Consider the following 19,206-nt stretch of genomic DNA (forward strand, 5'->3'; position numbering starts at 1 on the left):
CGGCCCGGCAGCAACTCCGCCGTAGGTGCCTTACCTGGTTTGGCGGGCCGGGGTTACGGTCGGAACCGAAATAGCATTGGAACTAGCTGCTGAATTCCGGTCGAAGCGACGAAACCAACTGGCTACTTTCATCTGCACGACTCCGAAAAAAGCTTCTTTAAAAATACCCTTCGACATCTTGGAGGTGCCACGGGTGCGGTCGGTGAAGATGATCGGAACTTCTTTTATGCGGAAACCATACTTGTAAGCTAGCCATTTCATTTCAATCTGGAAGGCGTAGCCCACGAAGCGAATACGGTCGAGCTCAATAGTGCGCAGTACCTCCGCCGAATAGCATTTAAAGCCCGCCGTAGCATCGGCGATAGGCATACCCGTAATGAAGCGAACGTAGGCAGAGGCAAACCACGACATCAATACCCTATCCATGGGCCAGTTGACGACGTTTACCCCCTGACAGTAGCGGCTACCGATGGCCATGTCATAGCCTTCCACGGTGCAGGCTTCATATAAGCGCTGGAGGTCGTCGGGGTTATGCGAGAAGTCGGCGTCCATCTCAAAAATGTAGCTGTAGCCGTGTTGCAGAGCCCACCCGAAGCCATGAATATAGGCCGTGCCTAAGCCGAGCTTACCGCGCCGTTCTTCCAAAAACAAGCGACCCGGAAACTCATTTTGCAGTTCACGTACAACCTGAGCGGTACCGTCAGGCGAGCCATCGTCGATGACAAGCACGTCGAAAGCTTTAGGTAGCGAGAATACTTTACGGATAATCAATTCCGCGTTTTCGCGCTCGTTGTACGTCGGAATTAGGACCAGCCCATCATTCATTGGATCAAAGATAGAAATATAGGCACTCAAGCTGCACTATCAGCGATTTTTTCTGCCATTTGGCGCGCATAGCGTACGCAATCGGGTACACCAACTCCAGCCCGCCAATTAGCCACAGACTCTATTCCCTGCGCCGCCAGTTCATCGGCAGCAGCGTGTGCCGCTATAATGCGTGTATCAAATTGCGGAATAGCCTTCGCCCAGTAATATTGGTGCTGCCACAGTGGAGCACTCTTAATTCCGTAGAAACGACTTAACTCCTCATGCACAGCCGCCTTTTGCTCCTCGGCAGCCTGATCAGCTTGTGCTGCATATTGACTGCCGCCCACGAAGGTGGTGAACAGCACTTGATCGGTGGGCGCGCGGTCGGGAAAGATGGAGGTGGTCCAGATACTGCCGGCTGCGTAGGACTGCTCTACTTTTGGGTGGAGAGCCCCAAAGCCATCCAGCGGGTGAGTAACATCAGTACGGCGGTAGGCGGTGAATACGGCGGCCATGGGCGGATAATTCACAGCTGCTAGGGCAGAAGCTGCTTCCGGAAAAAGCGGTTTAAGTAGTGGGGCAGCGGCGTAGGCAGGTAGGGCCAGGGCGACGACATCATAGGACGCATCTGAAAAAGCCCCTCGAGCCGTCTGAACCTGGTAGTTGCCCGCCGTATCACGTGTCAGGCCCGTGACTAGCTGGCCGGTGTGGCGGTGGGTAAGCTGATTGGTAAGGGCTGTGGCCAGCGTTTGGAGGCCACCACGCAGGGAGAAAATTTTGCGCCGTCCACCCGCGCCGCCCGATTTGGCTAGGCCACGCAGCACGGAGCCATACGTTTGCTCCAGCGCGGCTAGTTTCGGGAAGGTCTTGTGCAGAAGGAGCTGTTCCGGGTCGCCAGCATAAATGCCCGAGATAAATGGATTGAGCGCGTAATCGACGATTTCGGAGCCAAAGCGTCGCCGAAAAAAGCCCCCCAGTGTCTCCTGCGCATCCGGCAGCACAGCAGGACGGGCCAATTCGCGCAGTATATTCAGCTTGGCTTTGAAGCTAAAAAAACCACTGGTAAGCAACGCTGGCGGCGAGGCAGGCAAGCGATGGTAGCGGCCATTGCGCAGGATGTAACGGTTGGCGCTGACGGCGGCCGTTTCCTGAATTTCGCTAGTAAGGTTCAAGTCGGCGAGTAGGTCGCCCAACTCGTCGCTGAGCTGAAGGGAGTTGGGGCCGGTTTCGAGCAGATAGCCATCGCGGCGCTCGGTGCGCAAATTGCCCCCCAGCGTATCATTAGCCTCAAATAGATCGTAAGCGACGCCAGCTTTTTGCAGATAAAAAGCGAGTGTGAGCCCCGAAATGCCTCCTCCCAGAATAGCGACTTTCATAGTCAGCGAAAAGTAAGTGCCGCTAAGTTGTGTGGGATGAACAGCGGCCCACAAGTGACACTCTTACCAACACAACCTACGGCTAATAAATGCCTTTTATCAGCAGTGGCATCAAAGTTAAGGCCGCTAATTTGCCCCCCAGCCAGAATCAGTAGCTTTATGCCAATGAATAACCCACAAACTGAGCATTCCTCTCATGCTAAAGCCATCTTTCTGGACCGTGATGGCGTTTTGAATAAAGAAATTGGCGAATACGTGTGGCGCCCAGCCGACTTTGAGATACTGGAAGGCGTGCCCGCAAGCCTAGCTCGTCTGAAAGCAGCCGGTTATTATCTGATTGTAGTGACCAACCAGGCCGGCATTGCCAAAGGCCTGTACACGGCTGCTGAGGTAAAGGCCTGCCACGCTAAGCTACAGGCAGCCTGCGGTGATGCACTGGACGCGCTTTACTTCGCGCCGGGTCATCCTTCGGTAAGTGAGTCGCTGTTGCGCAAACCGGATTCGTTGATGATAGAGAAAGGTATTGCCCGCTTTCAACTCGATCCGGCTCAGTGCTGGATAATCGGCGACCGGCTTCGCGACATGGAGGCCGGCGCACGCGCCGGCGTACGTGGCATTCTGATTGGCGATACAACTATTCACCCCAACCTTATGCAAGCCAATGATTTAGTGGGTGCTACCGACTTGATTCTGGGTAATAACTAAATAACTGCTTACCTCTCTACACGCACCAAAGCCGGCCTCCCCTGAAGGAAAGCCGGCTTTGGTGCGTGTAGCAAAACCTTTGGCAACCTACTGCCGCGCGGCCGAAGTTTGTTCTGCGCTAGCCGTAATGGAAGACGAAACCTGGGTAGCAGGCTTGGTAGTGGAATAAGCCGGGCACTTAGTGCGGCACGAGCCCAGGCCGGCCAGTCCGACAACGGCTACTAGAAGCAGTTTTTTCATGATAAAATACAAGTTGAGAGGAAATTCGGACGCTTACACTCTATTCCTCAAATGTTATGCCCGATAACGCTTAGTCGCGATTTAAATTATCTGTGAAGCTGCGAATAATCCAGAGCTTATGCGAAACCAATGCATCAGCTTATGTTTTAGTCTCTAATATACTTGGGTCTTCCCTAGTGTTCAAGTGTTCGTAGCGTTACGAATAATTTTCTCAGCATAGTGGCAGCTGAGACCTGTTCTTGACAACTAAAAGTATTTCTCTTAAGCAAAAAAGCCCCCCACATGGAATTTGGGAGGCTTTTTTGCTTATGTTAAAGGACCTTTTAACGGCAGCAGCATTAAAAAACTGCTGGTCTACTGCTGATAGCCCAGAATCCGCATCATACTGTCGCTGTTCTGCTCTGGGGCAAACTCCCAATCAAGGAGGGTTCCGTCTTCAGCGCGGTCGAGGATGACGTGCTTAGGGGCTGGAATCAAGCAGTGTTTAACGCCGCCATAGCCAGAAAGGCTTTCCTGATACGCGCCGGTATGGAAAAATCCAACGTACTGCGGCTCCACCGTTTCTTGATTCTTGGTGCGCAACTCGGGCAGGAAGACCTGATAAATGTGCTTCTCGGCGTTGTAGTAGTCTTGCGAGTCGCAGGTAAGGCCGCCCAGTTGAATCTTGTTGTAGCGCTTCTCCCAGCCATTCAATGCCAACATGATAAAGCGCTGATTCAGGGCCCAAGTGTCGGGAAGATTGGTAATAAACGAGCCGTCAATCATGTACCACAACTCCTTGTCGTTCTGTAGCTTCTCGCCCAGAATAGAGTACAGCGTCATGCCACTCTCGCCGACGGTAAAAATGCCAAACTCGGTGAAAATATGGGGTTCTGGTACACCTTCTTCCGCACAGATACGCTGAATAGTGCGCAGAATTTCTTCTACCATGTACTGATAATCGTACTCCGGCTGGATGCTGGTTTGAATAGGCAATCCGCCGCCGATATCGATGGTAGTAAGGGTAGGACACACCTTTCGTAGCTCACAATACTTGTGCACAAAACGGCTTAGCTCCGACCAATAGTAGCTGGTGTCTTTTATGCCCGTATTGATGAAGTAGTGCAGCATTTTGAGCTCGAAGCGCGGGTCATCCTTGATCTTCTGCTCATACAGCGGAATCGCATCGGCGTAGCGAACACCCAGGCGGGAGGTGTAGAACTGGAAACGTGGCTCTTCATCGGAGGCCAAGCGCATGCCGACGCTGCATTTCTCGCGGACGTGGTCGTGGTAATAATCGATTTCGCCCAGGTTATCGAGGATGGGCATACAGTTCACGAAGCCGTCGTTGATCAGATCGGAAATATCGCGCTTGTATTCTTCGCGCTTGTAGCCATTGCAAATCACGTACGTGTCTTTTGTGAGCTTGCCTTTCGCGTACATAGCCCGCACAATATTGATATCGAACCAAGATGAAGTCTCGATATGAATGTCGTTTTTGAGGGCCTCCTCAACAATGAAGCTGAAGTGCGACGATTTCGTGCAGTAGCTATAAGTGTACGTGCCGTTATAGCCTATTTTCTCGATTGCATCAGCAAACCATGTCTTGGCACGCTGAATCTGCGAGCTGATTTTGGGCAAGTACGTGAGGCGCAGCGGCGTGCCATGCTTGCGCACGATTTCCATGAGCGGAATATCATGGAAGCGTAGCTCGTTATTCTGAACAGTAAAATCGGCCGTGGGAAAATCGAAGGTTTGGGAAATCAGGTCGTGGTAGGTATCCATTAGGGGAAATGAAAGGGCTGAATGGGTAGAATTTTGGGGCGAAAAGGGTAATAAAGTGAGTGGGCGGTAATCCACTCATCATCATTTCCGCCAGTTAACAACAGATTGGCCTTTTGCGGGCTTTTCCGCACCTTTGTAGGCCGACAAAGATAGGCGGTAGGTGGGTACTCCGATGCGGGGCGCCCAGGGCGAGAGCGGTGAGACGTGGTCCTGCTCTCTGGTATTCGGCCAAGGCCCTTAGCCGTCCGTTCCTGTCGGCGCATCGTTCTTTTATGAAACGTATTAAGCTCATCGAAGTCCGCTCCGAGCTAGGAGCCGGGACTCGCGGGCCAGTCTGGGCGTAGATGCGCTACGGATTGCCTGTTTAAACAAAGGTTCTGATTATTTCCGCCGGTTCAATTCCGTAGCTGTGCCGGACCTGAATCATGTGCTGTTCGATAAAAACCACTTCCCTTACGCCAAGCACATCGACTCAGTTTATACGGTACAAAAAAACATTGCTAACACGGTTGAACAAACAGTACGCCTCGGAGAATTTCCACTAGTTCTGGCCGGCGACCATTCCAACGCTGCCGCCACTATAGCGGGCATTAAAACTGCTTATCCGCACAAAACGCTGGGCGTGGTGTGGATAGATGCCCACGCCGATATTCATTCACCTTACACCACACCCTCGGGCAATATTCACGGCATGCCCATCGCCATGGCGCTGAACGAGGACAACTTGGAGTGCCAGCGGAATGTGCCGGAGCCGGAAACCGAGTTTTTCTGGCATCGCTTAAAAAACTTGGGCGAACCCGGTCCTAAGATTAAGCCCGAACACCTGGTGTATGTGGTGGTGCGCGATACGGAGCACGAAGAAAACGAAGTAATTAAGCGCCATAACATCAAGAACTTCAGCTTGGCTGAGTTCAAAGAGAAAGGCCCGAAGCAGGTAGCCCGCGAGATTTATGAGCGCTTACGTTTCTGCGACTTAGTGTATATATCGTTCGACGTAGATTCTCTGGACTCACGCTTCAGCAAAGGCACCGGTACACCTGTGAAGGAAGGATTGAACGTAGATGAAGCAATTGCTTTATGCCAAGCCCTTTTGGATAACGACCGGATAGTATGCTTCGAAATGGTGGAAATAAACCCGACGCTCGACTCCGAAAATACGATGGCCAGAAATGCCTTCGACATTCTGGAAGCGGCCACGGATACCATTCAGAATCATCTGCACCTCGCCGACGCTACCTCGCGTCAGAGTCGCGCCACCACATAGCTCTATTGCGCCCAAAAAAGCCCCCCAGCGCTTGTTTGTGGGGATGAGTGTCAACTAAACAACTGCTGCCATTGAAGTCGGGGTATTAAAGCTGCGGCGGCTTGCCTATATTCAATTCCAGTTCAGGCTAAAACCTAGTAATATGAAGCTCAGGAACGTGCGGTTGGGAGTAATAGCTTTGGCACTTAGTGCCTGCTCCGTAACGCCCCAGAAGCGCGGCCCTGAAGGCGATGTGCCTGGCCAGACCGTAAGCGCCGCTGTTACGGGCACAGTGAGCTACCGCGAGCGAATAGCGCTGCCGCCCACGGCCATCGTAAAGCTGCAACTCCTAGACGTAAGCTTCGCCGATGTAGCCGCCACCGTGCTCGACTCCTTGACCTTGCGCCCTTCGGAGGGCAAGCAGGTGCCGTACGAGTTTTTACTGCGCTACGACCCCGCCCAAATCAAGGCGCAGAGTACTTACGCCGTGCAAGCTCGCATTCTGGCAGATGGCAAATTGCTATTCACGACCACCCAAGCCTACCCCGTTATTACCCACGGCAACCCCCTCGACGTGAACATTGTGCTCCAACAGGTGAGTGCTAAATAAGGGTCTGGGGGCTTTTTCGTAACCTAAGCCGTAGCTTGCACTACTTTTGTGCCGCTTAACTTCCTAATTCTCCGCACCCCGTGCAACAACTCGAACAAGACATCAAAGCGGCGCTGAGCGCCGCTATTCAGCAGATATTTGGCGCTACGGTCGCAACGGAGCAGCTTGTTATTCAGCCTACTCGCAAAGAATTCGCCGGCACATTTACGCTCGTGACGTTTTCCTTGACCAAAAGCCTAGGCAAAGGCCCTGAGCAGATAGGGCAGGCCCTAGGTGAATGGTTAACCACGCATGAGCCCCGAGTGAGCGGGTTTAACGTGGTCAAAGGCTTCCTGAACTTAGAAGTGGCCGACCGTGAATGGCTGCGCCAGTTTCAAGACTTGGTGCAGCAGCCCGAGAATGCGCCGGTACTCACTAACGGCCCTCAGAATGTGGTGGTGGAGTATTCCTCGCCGAATACCAACAAGCCTTTGCACCTAGGACATTTGCGCAATAATTTTCTGGGCTACTCTGTAGCTGAGATTCTGAAAGCCACTGGTGCTACCGTGTCAAAGGTAAACCTAGTCAATGACCGGGGCATTCACATCTGTAAATCGATGCTGGGCTACCAGCGGTTTGGCCACGCCGAGACACCCGAAAGTGACAGCATCAAGGGCGACCATTTGGTAGGTAAATACTACGTGCTGTTTGAGAAGCATTACCGGGAGCAAGTTGCTCAATTGGTAGCCGAAGGCGTGGCCGAAGACAAGGCTAAGGCGTCGGCGCCGCTGATGCTGGAAGCCCGCGACATGCTGCAAAAGTGGGAGGCCGGCGACGAGGAAGTGGTCAGCCTATGGCGGCAGATGAACGGCTGGGTCTACGAAGGTCACAATGCTACCTACGCGGCCATCGGTGTCGATTTCGACAAGTTCTACTACGAGTCGGGTACTTACCTACTGGGTAAGGAGCGGGTGCAGGAGGGGCTGGATCGGGGATTATTCTACCGCAAGGAAGATGGCTCCACTTGGGTAGACTTAGCTCAGGAAGGCCTCGATCAGAAGATTCTACTCCGCTCAGATGGCACCAGCGTTTATCTGACCCAAGACCTAGGTACGGCCGAGCTGAAGTATGCCGACTTTCACTACGACTCGAGCATCTACGTTATTGCCGACGAGCAGAACTACCATATGCAGGTGTTGCAGGCCACGCTTCAGAAGCTTGAAAAGCCCTACGCCGCCGCCATTCACCACCTCAGCTATGGCATGGTAGATTTGCCCACGGGTAAAATGAAAACCCGTGAAGGCACGGTTGTAGACGCCGACGAGCTGGTGCGCGAAGTAGTGGAAGCCGCCAAAGTCGCGACCCTTGAAAAAGGCAAAATCGAAGGCCTAACTGAGGACGAGCAAACCGAGCTGTTCCACATCTTGGGCCTCGGCGCCCTGAAATACTATCTGCTAAAAGTTGACCCTAAGAAGCGGATGCTGTTCAATCCGGAGGAATCGGTGCAGTTGGAAGGGCACACGGGGCCGTTTATTCAGTATTCCCACGCTCGGATTGCTCAGTTGCGCCGCAAAGCCGAGCAAATGGGCGTCAGCGAAAAAAACGATTTTCTGAGTCTTGGCGACTTGCAGAAGGCCGAGCGAGAAATGATTGAGGAACTGGCCCGGTATGCCAACGTGGTAAAGGAAGCAGCCCGCACTTTCTCACCGGCTATTGTAGCCCAGTATGCCTATGATTTGGCCAAAACCTACAACCGCTTCTACGCCGAAGTGCAGGTACTGGCCGAGCCCGACGAAGCCAAGCGGGCCTTCCGCGTGGCGCTGTCGGCCCAAACGGGCTGCGCCATCAAGGCTAGCATGAAGCTACTTGGTATTGCGGTGCCGGAGCGTATGTAAACCCTTTGAAACTCCTCTCCCTAAGCAAGAGGGGAGTTTTGCTTTAAGCCTATTGAATTACCAAACTTCCCAGATGAAAAGTGTAGCAGTATACTGCGGTTCCAGCGCCGGACACAATGATATCTACCGCCAGCAAGCAGACGCGATGGGGCAAGCCCTAGCTGAGCGCAACATGACGCTGGTGTACGGTGGCGGCCGGGTAGGCCTGATGGGGGCCGTGGCCGACAGCGTTATGCGCCACGGCGGCCGTGTCATTGGTGTTATCCCTGATTTTCTGGCGGATAAAGAACTGGCTCATTTAGGCCTTACGGAGCTGCACATCGTGAAGTCTATGCACGAGCGGAAGCTGCTGATGGCTGATTTGGCAGAAGGCTTCGTGGCCATGCCCGGCGGTTACGGCACTCTGGAAGAGCTTTTCGAGGTCCTAACTTGGGCTCAACTTGGGCTGCACCGCAAGCCGGTAGCGGTGCTCAATGTGGATGGCTACTACGACCAACTCCTGGCCCTGCTCGATACGATGGCGGGGGAGGGGCTGCTACGGCTGGAGAATCGTGGGCAGCTTTTGCAGGACGAATCGCCGGTGCTACTGCTGGATAAAATGCTGCGTTTTGAGCCAATAGCAGTCGAGAAGTGGCTTAGCCCACCCACTACATAAGTCGGCAGTAGGCTAATTAAGATAGAGTCGAGCGGGTTGTATCATCATTTTTGTGAGCTCCAAAACATTGGGTTCTTACTTGTGGTTTGGCCGATGCCAGGACGTAGTATCTTCATGCTCACCCATTGAAAAAGCCCCCCATGCAAGCTTTCAGTATTCTTCTGCTCGTTGCGCTCGCCTCCTGCGGATTTTCCTCCTCTCAACCCACAACTGCCCTTACTATGAATACCGCTTCCGAAACTGCTGCCGGCACCGTATACGACTATACCGTAAAAACTATTGAGGGTAAAGATGTGAAGCTAAGCCAGTTTGCAGGCAAGAAGCTGCTCATTGTGAATGTGGCCTCGGAATGCGGCTATACCCCGCAGTACAAGGAATTGGAAGAGCTACACAAAAAGCACGGCGACAAAGTAACGGTACTGGGCTTTCCAGCCAACAATTTCGGCGGTCAGGAACCTGGCACCAACGAGGAAATTGCCACCTTCTGCGAGAAGAACTTCGGCGTTACCTTCCCTATGTTTGAGAAAGTATCGGTAAAAGGCGACGACACGGCGCCTCTATTTCAGTTTCTGGCCGACAAGACGAAGAACGGGGCCATCAGCGACGCGCCTACCTGGAATTTCTGCAAATACCTGGTGGATGAGCAAGGCCACGTCGTTGGTTACTATCCTTCCAAAGTAAAGCCCATGAGTGATGAACTGGTGGCCGCTATTCTGAAATAGAAGGATTGTACCTTTGTTCCTTCCGCAAAACGTCATGCTTCGATAGTCTTAGCATGACGTTTTGGTTTTCGCTTCCGGCGTATGACTACTTCCTCGGCTTCTTCCACATCTCCAAACTCAAACCCAAGCTCCGTCAGCGCTTGGGTTTCGGCTTTTCGGCCACGCACGCTGCCCTTAGCATTGGCCAGTATTCTCACGGGGGCTTTTTAGCCGCTGCCGGGGGGCAATTCAATGGCGCCGTTGTGGGGCTGGCCGCGCTTACTACCATCTTACTCCAGATTCTGAGTAACCTCGCCAACGACTACGGCGATTCGCAGAACGGGGCCGACAGCGTGCACCGCGAAGGTCCGCTGCGGGCGGTACAGGCTGGCTATATCACACCGGCCCGTATGAAGCAGGCCATGGGCGTATTTGGCGTAGCGGCCTTTATCTCGGGGCTGGCGCTGCTATGGGTAGCACTGGGCGCGGCAGGCATGTGGATTCTGCTGATTTTTCTGCTGCTCGGCCTGGCCGCTATTTGGGCCGCTATCAACTACACAGCGGGCAGCAATCCGTATGGCTACGCCGGCTTGGGCGATGCCTCGGTATTCATCTTTTTTGGGCTGGTTGGCGTGGGCGGTACCTACTTTCTGCAAACCCAGACCCTGCCACTGGCTATTCTGCTGCCTGCCATTACCTTAGGCTGCTTCGCTACGGCCGTGCTCAACGTCAACAACATCCGCGACATTCGCTCCGACGAGCTAGCCGGTAAAATCACGATTCCCGTGCGGCTGGGGGGCAAATCGGCGCGGCGCTACCACTGGCTACTGCTGATCTTCGGCTTGGGCAGCGCTGCCATCTATGTAGCCCTCACGTACCATTCGCCCTGGCAGTGGCTATTCCTGCTTTCTATTCCACTGTTCTGGTTCAATGGTCGTCAGGTATGGGCCCGACAGGAATCAAAGCAGCTTGACCCGCTGCTGAAGCAAATGGCTATGAGCACGCTGGTGTTTGTGCTCTTATTCGGAATAGGGCAGGTGCTATAGCAACGACATTTGCACGCTCGAATGGAATGCTAGTGAGCGGTTTCTGGGGGGCAAATGTGTACATTAGCCTGCACTATGCGCGCACTAAACCTGCCCTCGTTCTTGTCTGGTCGACTTCTGTTACTGTGGAGCTGCTTACTTACTCTATGTGCCGCCATGTCGGCTCAGGCGGCAGCGGAGGATACATTGGTAATGCGGCCATCCGGCGCCGACTTTTTTATTGACGGCACTTATTACAGTGTGTTAGAGGACCCTACGGGTCAATTAACGCTACATGATGTGCGCCGTCCAGACAAGGCCAGGCAATTTGCCCCCTACACTGGCGCACCCAATATGAGCAATACGAATTCGGCGTATTGGCTGCGTTTTACCGTGCGCAACGATGACCATTCGGGTACGCACTGGTACCTCGATTTATTCGATTCTCACATCAACGACGTCCGGTTTTTTCAGCCTATCGCTAGCGGCGGCTACAAGCAGTTTCATACCGGTGCCGATCTGCCTTTTGCTACCCGGCCCCATCCCTACAAAGACTTTCTGTTTGATCTGCCCCAGCCGCTGGGCCAGACCCAAACGTATTACCTACGCTTAGCGTCTAATTCCAAAACGAGCTTCCGCGCCATGATGCGCAATGAGCCTGTGCTGCTCACCCATTTTCAGGCCCAATACGGCTTGCTGGGGGCCTTTTATGGAGTGCTTTTCATCATGGTGGTGTACAATCTGTGCATCTACCTTTTTATCGGGGAAGAAACCTACCTGCGCTATGTGCTATATGTGCTGAGCTGTAGTCTCCTTTTTTTATCGGAGGATGGGCTGGGGTTTGAGTATGTGTGGTCCGATTTGCCGTGGCTTAATCACCTGATCAATGCCGGGGCTCCCGTATTGCTGCTCTTTACCTTCATGCACTATGCGCGCGGCTTCCTCGATACATCCCTGCGCGTGCCCCAACTCGATTGGTGGATCCGGCTGATTGGTGCCCTGAGTGTTGTTCTGCTAGTAGCAGATATCATGGTAGTGCAATCAGGCTTCAGCTTCTGGCTATATCTGCTGCCTTACTGCCTTATTTATTATGCTGCCTTGCTGGTGTATCGGCAAGGATTGCGGGCGGCGCGCTATTTTCTGCTGGCGCATGCGTTGGTTGCTATCAGTCTGGTTTTCCTGATTACCCGCAAGCTTGGCATCGAATTTTTGAATAATCACTTCACCGTGTATAGCATGAACGTGGCGTTTGTGGTAGAAGTGACCATCTTATCCTACGCGCTGGGCGAAAAGATTAAGGGAATCAAGGATGCCCGGCTGGCCGTGCAGGCTCGCCTGGTTAAGCAGCTTCGCAAAAAACATCTTGCCCAAGACCGCTTAGTAGAGCAACTCCAGCAAAATCAACAGCTTAAGGATCAGCTGAATTCGGAGCTGGAGGCACAGGTAGCCCGCCGCACCCAGGAACTACGCCAGCAAAGCGAAACCATAGCCGCCCAAAACCGCGAGCTGGTGCAGGCCAATAGCCTCTTGGCTCTGCAATCGGCTGCTATTGAGAAGCTTAACGCCAACCTTCAGCACGATTTGCAGCAAGCACAAACCGCTCGCGTCTTGGCAAAGGAGGTGGACTTTGGCGAGTTCAGCCAGATATACCCCGATAAGGATGCCTGCCTGAGCTACCTAGCCGACCTGAAATGGGCACACGGCTACCAGTGCCGCAAGTGTGGCTACGAGAAGTATTGCGCTGGCCGTGAGCCACATGCAAGGCGCTGTACGCGTTGTCGCTACGTAGAGTCGGCCACAGCTTACACGATGTTGCAGAAGTGTAAGTTCTCTATTGTCAAGGCTTTGTATGCTGTCTTTCTAATTAATGCCCACCAAGGGAATTACTCTTCCCAAGAGATGTCCCGGCTTCTGGACCTGCGTCAGGCCACGTGTTGGAGTTTCAGCCAGAAGGTAATGGACGCCATGCGTCGCCGTCGCCAGTCGCCCGACTACGAAGTGAGTGAAAGCTGGACCCATATCCTGCTCGATGCTACCAGCGAAACAGAAGAAGCATCTGAGTCTGACTGCTCCACCACATTATCTCAAAAGGTGTAACCCTTACTCAAAGAAGCGCACCGGCTTGGGCAACGCATTGGAGTTAAGATAATAGTGGATCTAGATATTGCCTTGAACCAGTAACTATTTCGATTACGGAACAGCATTTCTGGTTTTGGAGAGTAAATAGCTTAGAATGTGGGACGGAGGCAGCTTTTGGCAAAAAAAATTAGCGGATGCCCACTTTTTTTCATTGTTTTTTAGCCGCTTCTGCGCGTCTCTAGCGAAAGTCAGCTAAAGCGCGTTAGCCCGCAATTAGCTCTATTTTACGTGTGTAGTAAGTGTATAAGTAAGATTTGATATACCTATAAAATCTTCGTTTTGAGGCTGTGGGGGGCTTTTTTGCCTTGCGTTTTCAAAACAAGGACGGATATATTTGGTGAAACTTCCCTGTCCTCATGAGCATACCTACTTCCTTTTTACGGGTATCTTTTCTTTTCACAAATACGGGAGTATCATCGGCGCGCCGTCTTCGTCAGCTTGGCTCACAAGGGCTCATGCTCGTCGCATTACTTAGTGCTGGTCAGAGTTGCCAGCGGGCAAGTACTTCTGCTGCCATAGCTCCAGCAACCACAGTCACGGCGGCGGCGCAATTCACAACCGGCTTTAAGTCCGTGCCCGTAAGTGAGCGGGTGCGGACCTTGCTTGCGCAAACGACGTTGGAGGAGAAAATCGGGCAGATGACCCAGCTCGCCAATACCACCATTAATAACACCGGACAGCAAAAGGATATAACACTGGATTCAGCCAAGCTAATACCGCTGATCAAGCAGTTTCATATCGGCTCCTTTCTAAATGGAGAGGCCGTGGCTCCGGCGCAGTGGGCTGCTTATTCAGCGGCTTTGCAGCGCATTGCGATGCGCGAATCGCGGTTGCACATTCCCATTATCTACGGCATCGACCATATGCACGGGGCCAGCTACGTATCCGGCGCAGCTATTTTCCCCCATAATCTGAACCTAGGAGCCACTTTCAATCCAGAGTTTTCGCGGCAGGCTGCTCGGGCTACCGTGCTTGAGTCGGCTGATCTGGGGCATCATTGGGTGTTCGCTCCGGTTCTGGACTTGGGCGTGAATGCGCAGTGGCCACGCTTGTATGAAACCTACGGCGAAGATCCGTTGGTAGCGTCGGTGATGGGTGCCGCTTATGTTCGGGAACTACAAGAGAATAAAGAAATTGCCCCCTACAAGGTGGCGGCCTGCGGTAAGCACTTTCTCGGTTATTCTGATCCACGTACTGACTGGGACCGCACAGTGGCGGAAATCTCCGATCAGCGCATCGAAGAATTTTTTCGCCCTTCTTTTCAGGCCGCAATCGATTCAGGCCTTAAGAGTATCATGATAAACAGCGGCCAGATCAATGGAGAGCCGGTGCACGCCTCGCGCCGCATTCTCACCGATTTGCTCCGCACCAAAATGGGCTTCCAGGGCGTGGCTGTTACCGATTGGGAAGATATTATACGCTTAGTGCGCATCCAAAAAGTAGCCGCCAACGAGAAAGAGGCAACGTTCATGGCCATCGACGCGGGCGTAGATATGGCTATGACACCCTACACCACTACATTTTGCAAGCTAGTTAAGGAACTGGTGAAGGAAGGACGCCTGACGGAAGAGCGCATCAACTTGTCGGCGGGTCGCATACTGCAATTGAAGGATGACTTGGGCTTGTTCGACAACCCCATGCCCCGCACCGACCGCCTTAGCCGAATTGGCGACCCTGCTCTGAAGCAACAGACGGTAGAAGCTGCCCGCGAGTCTATCGTACTGCTCAAAAACACGAATAATATACTCCCACTCTCGGCGTCCAAAGTGAAACGTCTGTTGGTAGTGGGCCCCTCCACCGACTCACGGGCAAACTTAGCCGGCGGCTGGACGCTGGCGTGGCAGGGCCGGCCTGAAGATGCGTATCCTAAGGAAGTTCTGACCATTTACGCCGCCTTAAAGAAGGAATATTCGAATACCCAGGTTGAAACCGTTGCTTACCGTGACGCAAAAGGTGCGTTGGCTTTGGCCGGCGTAACAGCTGCCGCTCGCCGTGCCGATGCCGTAATTATGGCTCTCGGCGAACGTCCCTACACGGAAGGGCTAGGTAATACCAGCGACCTGACGCTGCCCGAGGACCAACTGCAATTGGCTCGGGCAGTGCAGGCCGTGGGTAAGCCTTCGGTAATAGTAGTGATAGGAGGGAGGCCCAGTATTATTCGGGGTATAGCAGAGGGCTGGGGGGGCATTTTGTGGGGCGGATTGCCGGGCTTTGGTGGCGGACAGGCCATCGCGGAAATCATCAGCGGCAAGGTAAATCCTAGTAGTAAGCTACCCTTTACCTATCCACAGTTTGCCGGACACTTCTCGCCATATCACCACGACAATAATGAAAATAGCCTAGAGTTGAGTGACTTCGGAGCTGGTTTCGAGAACTGGGGGGCAAAATACAAGCCTTCTATGCTCACTGAGTTTGGCCAAGGCCTGAGCTATACCACCTTCCGCTACTCCGATTTAAGCCTTGCCGATACAGTGCTCAGCGGTAATACCACGCTACAGGCTACCGTGCGTGTAACCAACGTAGGCGCCCGCGCCGGAAAAGAGGCTGTGCTATGGTTTTTGACTGATGAAGTAGGCCGTATCACCCGCCCCGTGCGCCTACTTAAGCACTTCGAAAAAAGTGACTTCAAAGCCGGCGAAAGCCGTGAGTTAGTTTTTGAGATTCAACCCCAGCGCGACCTTACTTATCCCGACAGTGATGGTCGGCGGCTACTCGAAGATGGCTACTTTACACTTCGTGTTGGCGATCAACTAAAACGTTTTCGCTACAATGGTGCCACTGCACAAGTACCCACTTCATTGGGAGGTGCAACAGGTGCTATAAAGGGCTCGGCTCCTTAACCTTTACCTGGCTGTGCTATCCCACAAGCCGCACTACCAGGGAGTATTTCTGCATATGCTTTCAGCTTACTTATTCCTACCCAAATGACCCTAAATTCTTACTCATCCTTCTTGCGAAGAGCTATTCTGCTGACAGCCTGTGGGTTGCCAGTGGTAGCGGCTCCCGCCTTGGCCGGGCGAAATTTGCCCCCCAACCCCGTTGTTGCTACACTGGCAACAGCCGATGTGCCCGTCACGGGGCGCGTAACCCAGTCGAATGGTGATGGCCTGCCCGGTGTCACGGTGCTGGTAAAAGGCACTTCTCAGGGTACTTCCACCAACAGCGACGGCACGTTCTCGATTACTGTACCCGAGGGCAGCACATTGGTATTCAGCTCAATTGGTTTTACCAGCCGGGAATTGTCGGTTACTAGCTCGACTTCCATCCTCAACGTGACGCTGGAAGCCGATACCAAAGCCCTGAGCGAGGTAGTCGTGGTAGGCTACGGCACCCAGGAGCGCGGGAGCGTAACGGGCGCAATATCATCGGTTAACAATGCCGAGATAGTACGCCAGCCCGTGGCCGACCCCACGCAGGCAATTCAAGGCAAGGTTTCTGGTGTAACTATTATCTCTAACGGTGGCGCTCCTGGTGGCGCAGCCGGTACCTCAGTGCGGATTCGCGGTATAACTTCCGCTGGCAATAACAGCCCGCTGTATGTGGTAGATGGTTTTCCGCTACCTTCAAACGACCGGGAAAATCAGCTCAATGCTATTAGTCCTAACGACATCGAAAGCATTGATATTCTGAAGGATGCATCGGCTACGGCTATTTACGGGGTACGCGCGGCTAACGGGGTAGTGATTATCACGACCAAGCGGGGCAAAGCGGGTAAGACCAACGTGAACTTCGATGTGTACCGCGGTATACAGAACGTAGCTCGCAAGCTAGACTTGCTGAACGCGGAAGAATATGCAGTTGTCAACAATGAGAACCGCATCGCGGCAGGTTTGCCTATCGTGGTTGATAAGCTGCGCAATCCAGCCGCTCTCGGTGAAGGCACTGATTGGCAGGACTTAGTGTTCCGTCAGGCTCAGATTCAAAACTACGCTCTGTCGGCTACAGGTGGCACCGAAAGCGCCCGCTATGCCCTCTCGGGTACTTATTTTCAGCAAGATGGTACCATCGTAGGGACCAACTTCGAGCGCTTTACTCTGCGGGCCAACGGTGACGTGAAGGTTGGCCGCATGCTCAAACTAGGCAATAGCCTTCAGCTCACTCACTTGGAAGACCGCCAGGTAACGACCAACGACGGCGAATACGGTGTTGTACAGCACATGCTGCGTATTCCGGCCACGGTACAGCCCTACCGCCCCGATGGCTACTGGTATGAGCCTAGCGGCGGCGTCGACAATTTTATTGAGGAGAACCCCTTGGCCAGCGCTCAGCGGACCAACCAAAAATTCCAGCGCAACCGGGCTCTCATCTCTTTATATGCTGAGCTAGAGCCCGTGAAAGGCTTACGCTTCCGCACTAACGTAGGTGGTGACTTCGTCTTCGACAACTTCAACTCATTTGCTCCGTCTGCCCCAGTCCTGGCTGGCTATACCTCGCGGTACACGGTAGCCGGCGCTTCGGCGACATCTAGCTACTCACCTACTTATCTGATTGAGAATACGGCCACATATGATCACCTCTTCGGGGATAAGCACCAGGTGACTTTCCTGCTTGGGCAATCGGCGCAGGAGTTCAACTACAGCAACGTGGAAGCCTACCGCACTAACTATCTGCGTAATAGCCTGCAGGTAATCAACGCGGGCCCCATTAACACGCAGTTGGCTAACGCGGGTACCATAAATGCCCCCCAGCGCCTAGCCAGCTACTTCGGTCGTCTCAACTATGAGTTTGCTGGTAAGTACCTGTTCTCGGCCGTAGCCCGCTACGATGGCTCGTCGGTGTTTCCTCCCGGCGATAAGTTTGGCTTCTTCCCTGGTGTATCGGCCGGCTGGCGCATTTCGGAAGAAGAGTTCATGAAAGACAACAGCACCATCAGCAACCTGAAGCTGCGGGCTGGCTACGGTAAAGTAGGTAACCCCCTCAATGCTGGTCGCTTTGCTTATCTCTACTCTGTCAACTTCGGTATCACCTATCCATTTGGTCCGGATGGAACCATCAATACGGGCGGTGCTCCCACCCGTTTGGCCAATCCCGAACTGCGTTGGGAAACTAATAACCAGACAAACATTGGCTTGGACATGGGCTTCCTAGAAAACCGGTTCGAGGCCAGCATTGACCTCTACAACCGTAGCTCGCCCAACCTGATTGCCCCAGTGCCAGTGTCGCTTGTGTCGGGTACGTATGAAAGCGTAAATACCAACGCAGCTTCTGCTTACAACCGTGGCGTCGACTTCTCCTTCACTTCGCGCAACGTACAGGGCGCAGGTCAAGGCTTTAACTGGACGACGAATTTGAACTTTTCAGCCTTTAAAACAGAGTTGGAGTCATTGGGCCAAGGCTTGCCTTACAATGGCTTAGGTACTCTGAGCGGTACCGTTGTCCGCTATGACGAGGGTCAACCTTTCGGTTCGTTCTTCGGCTATGTAGCTGACGGAATCTTCCAGACGGCTGATGAAGTAGCTGCCCACGCCAAGCAACAAACTGGCACCTCTCCCGGCGACATTCGCTTCAAAGACCTGAACGGAGACGGCACTATCAATGCAGATGACCGCAAGTATATTGGTAATCCTAACCCAGATTTCGTATACGGTGTTACCAATACAATGACCTTCAAGGGTTTTGATCTGAGCTTCTTTATTCAGGGCTCACAGGGCAACGATGTCTACAACCAAAACCGCTACATCACGGAAGGCGCGTTATATGGTACTACCAACGGCACCACCCGCATACTGAATCGCTGGACTGGTCCCGGCACCAGCAATGATGTGCCCCGCGCCGTTAGCGGCGACCCGAACCAGAACCTGCGGGTATCGACCTACTTCCTCGAGGATGGCTCTTACGCCCGCCTCAAAAACCTGACCCTCGGCTATACGCTGCCCGCAAGCTTGATGAGCCGGATTTCGGCCACCCAACTGCGCGTATATGTTACTGCCCAAAACCTGGCAACGCTAACCAAGTACAGCGGCTTCGACCCCGAAGTGAGCTCCAGAGGTGTTGACCTCGGCATTTACCCACAGGCGCGTGTGTTCATGGCTGGCTTAAACATTGGGTTCTAAACCTTATAAACTCC

At 53.3% G+C, this 19,206-nt stretch carries 13 protein-coding genes and 1 pseudogene; 10 read left to right on the top strand and 4 right to left on the bottom strand.

The features are described 5' to 3' along the window. Positions 1 to 30: 30 nt before the first annotated feature. Positions 31 to 825, bottom strand: a complete 795-nt coding sequence (locus tag EPD59_RS06570; RefSeq protein WP_133272084.1) for a polyprenol monophosphomannose synthase — start codon at positions 823 to 825, stop codon at positions 31 to 33. A 26-nt stretch (positions 826 to 851) separates the two neighbouring features. Continuing rightward, on the bottom strand, positions 852 to 2,183 hold the full coding sequence (gene hemG / locus EPD59_RS06575) for a protoporphyrinogen oxidase (RefSeq protein ID WP_133272085.1): 1,332 nt from the start codon (positions 2,181 to 2,183) through the stop codon (positions 852 to 854). A gap of 165 nt (positions 2,184 to 2,348) precedes the next feature. Between hemG and EPD59_RS06580 the strand changes: the two genes are divergently transcribed. Then, a complete protein-coding gene (locus EPD59_RS06580) occupies positions 2,349 to 2,888 on the top strand; it encodes a D-glycero-alpha-D-manno-heptose-1,7-bisphosphate 7-phosphatase (RefSeq protein ID WP_133272086.1) in 540 nt (179 codons plus the stop codon). Between the two features lie 87 nt (positions 2,889 to 2,975). Here the strand turns inward: EPD59_RS06580 and EPD59_RS21525 are convergent, their stop codons facing one another. Beyond that, positions 2,976 to 3,128, bottom strand: a complete 153-nt coding sequence (locus EPD59_RS21525; RefSeq protein WP_165963497.1) for a hypothetical protein — start codon at positions 3,126 to 3,128, stop codon at positions 2,976 to 2,978. A 354-nt stretch (positions 3,129 to 3,482) separates the two neighbouring features. Beyond that, positions 3,483 to 4,892 (bottom strand): type III PLP-dependent enzyme domain-containing protein, encoded by a 1,410-nt coding sequence (locus tag EPD59_RS06585; protein ID WP_133272087.1) that lies wholly within the window; start codon positions 4,890 to 4,892, stop codon positions 3,483 to 3,485. Between the two features lie 355 nt (positions 4,893 to 5,247). On the opposite strand from EPD59_RS06585, the gene rocF reads away from it, so the two are divergent. From rocF to EPD59_RS06630, 9 genes and pseudogenes are all read left to right on the top strand, one after another. Beyond that, positions 5,248 to 6,156, top strand: coding sequence for an arginase (rocF, locus tag EPD59_RS06590; protein ID WP_317128523.1), 909 nt, complete (start codon positions 5,248 to 5,250; stop codon positions 6,154 to 6,156). A 142-nt stretch (positions 6,157 to 6,298) separates the two neighbouring features. Further along, positions 6,299 to 6,745 carry a YbaY family lipoprotein gene (locus tag EPD59_RS06595; RefSeq protein WP_133272088.1) on the top strand — a complete coding sequence of 149 codons (447 nt, stop codon included), beginning with the start codon at positions 6,299 to 6,301 and terminating at the stop codon, positions 6,743 to 6,745. An 80-nt stretch (positions 6,746 to 6,825) separates the two neighbouring features. Next, a complete protein-coding gene (gene argS / locus EPD59_RS06600; RefSeq protein ID WP_133272089.1) occupies positions 6,826 to 8,619 on the top strand; it encodes an arginine--tRNA ligase in 1,794 nt (597 codons plus the stop codon). Positions 8,620 to 8,692: 73 nt separating this feature from the next. Continuing rightward, the gene (locus EPD59_RS06605) at positions 8,693 to 9,274 is read left to right on the top strand and encodes an LOG family protein (RefSeq protein WP_133272090.1); all 582 of its coding nucleotides are present in this window, start codon (positions 8,693 to 8,695) and stop codon (positions 9,272 to 9,274) included. A 221-nt stretch (positions 9,275 to 9,495) separates the two neighbouring features. Then, on the top strand, positions 9,496 to 9,996 hold the full coding sequence (locus EPD59_RS06610) for a glutathione peroxidase (RefSeq protein ID WP_240731647.1): 501 nt from the start codon (positions 9,496 to 9,498) through the stop codon (positions 9,994 to 9,996). 81 nt (positions 9,997 to 10,077) lie between these two features. Further along, positions 10,078 to 11,021, top strand: a pseudogene (locus EPD59_RS06615) (1,4-dihydroxy-2-naphthoate polyprenyltransferase). Between the two features lie 156 nt (positions 11,022 to 11,177). Then, complete coding sequence (locus tag EPD59_RS06620) at positions 11,178 to 13,097, top strand: 7TM diverse intracellular signaling domain-containing protein (RefSeq protein WP_165963498.1); 1,920 nt, start codon at positions 11,178 to 11,180, stop codon at positions 13,095 to 13,097. 497 nt (positions 13,098 to 13,594) lie between these two features. After that, on the top strand, positions 13,595 to 15,979 hold the full coding sequence (locus tag EPD59_RS06625) for a beta-glucosidase (RefSeq protein WP_165963499.1): 2,385 nt from the start codon (positions 13,595 to 13,597) through the stop codon (positions 15,977 to 15,979). An 84-nt stretch (positions 15,980 to 16,063) separates the two neighbouring features. Further along, positions 16,064 to 19,192, top strand: a complete 3,129-nt coding sequence (locus tag EPD59_RS06630) for a SusC/RagA family TonB-linked outer membrane protein (RefSeq protein ID WP_133272093.1) — start codon at positions 16,064 to 16,066, stop codon at positions 19,190 to 19,192. Positions 19,193 to 19,206: the final 14 nt, after the last annotated feature.

This window comes from Hymenobacter radiodurans (assembly GCF_004355185.1).
GTDB lineage: Bacteria > Bacteroidota > Bacteroidia > Cytophagales > Hymenobacteraceae > Hymenobacter > Hymenobacter radiodurans.